Origin of the sequence: Shewanella sp. 11B5 (assembly GCF_002836795.1) — a bacterium.
Taxonomy (GTDB): domain Bacteria; phylum Pseudomonadota; class Gammaproteobacteria; order Enterobacterales; family Shewanellaceae; genus Shewanella; species Shewanella frigidimarina.
Genome location: NZ_PJAP01000083.1, coordinates 1 through 1,348, shown reverse-complemented (window position 1 = coordinate 1,348; position 1,348 = coordinate 1). Strand labels below are relative to the sequence as shown.

Genomic DNA, 1,348 nt, shown 5'->3' with positions numbered 1-1,348 from the left:
AGTTTTTAAAGTTTAATTTCAAACCCTTACGACATTAAAAACAACTTAAGTCTCTATGTTCATTAAAAAACAATTAAAGCTCAAACAGTTGCAACGCATTTTTATTCAACTGTTCTAATATACAAACAGTTGGCTTTTTCTTCAAAAATGCGATTTCGGACACAATTCGAGGCAGAATAAGAGGAGTGTTTCGTGATTTAGGATGGTCAAAAGGTGGCATGCTTGGCGAATCCGTTTCCAATAAAAAATGCTCTAAAGGTAAATTAACCACTGTTTCTCGAAGCTTTTTCGCACTTGGATTGAGTATTAAAGCACCAATACCTAATTTAAAACCCAGCGAAATATAACGTTTCGCAATATCACTGTTGCCGTAAAATCCATGTACAACACCGCCTTTAGATAGCTTAATACGATCCAACAATGACAATAATTCTTGATGAGCTTTAACGGCATGTAAAATGACGGGCAATTGATAAATTTGAGCAAGTGATAACTGTTTCTCAAGTAACAACAATTGTTTATCTGACCAATGATGTAATTTATCCAGCCCACACTCCCCAACAGCAACCAAACGCCTATTCTTGCTATATTGTTGTATCGTTGCTTCAAGTGTAATAATAGCCGCATCAATATCATCCGGCACATACCAAGGATGAATACCGAGTGAGAAATAACAATTAAACTGCTGCGCTATTAGGATTTGCTTTTGCCATTGATCGACTGACACTCCTGGTAAAATAGCAGAGCTAATACCATGGTGATGCATGGCATCGAATAATTGTGTTCTATCATTATCGAACTCTGACATGTCGAGATGGGCATGAGTATCAATCATAATGTCGCTCTTTTTTATTACCAATAACATTCTGTTTTATGACGGGCTCAGATATCGATGCTTCATTTGTCGGTTCACTCAATCGTGGTACACAGCTACGTTTATTTTCTAGGGTTAATCCCATCTCATCGCACCATAAAATGTACCTTTGCCAGGGTTTCACAATAAATAGTCTAAAAATAGCCTTAATCATCTTAATTCCCTCTTAAAAATAATAATAAAAAAGGCGGCAAAGCCACCTTTTTTAACATATCTGTAAAACACTTCTTAACATTTAATGTTCGCGTGTTTTGGCAAACTCAACATCTGGGTAGCGTTCCATAGATAAATTTAGATTAACCATTGTTGGAGCAATATAGGTCAAGTTATTTCCGCCATCGAGGGCTAAATTTTGACTACATTTACGACGAAACTCTTCTAATTTACGCTCATCTTTGCAATACACCCAACGTGCGGTACTCACACTGATACCTTCGTAAATAGCTTCTACGTTATATTCACTTTTTAATCGTC

Annotated in this window: 1 protein-coding gene and 1 pseudogene; both read right to left on the bottom strand. The window is 36.4% G+C overall.

From position 1 onward, the window contains the following. Positions 1-73: 73 nt before the first annotated feature. Positions 74-835 (bottom strand): TatD family hydrolase, encoded by a 762-nt coding sequence (locus CXF78_RS00690; RefSeq protein ID WP_102035701.1) that lies wholly within the window; start codon positions 833-835, stop codon positions 74-76. A 274-nt stretch (positions 836-1,109) separates the two neighbouring features. Further along, a pseudogene (gene prfC, locus CXF78_RS00680) lies at positions 1,110-1,348 on the bottom strand (peptide chain release factor 3); the annotation flags it as partial.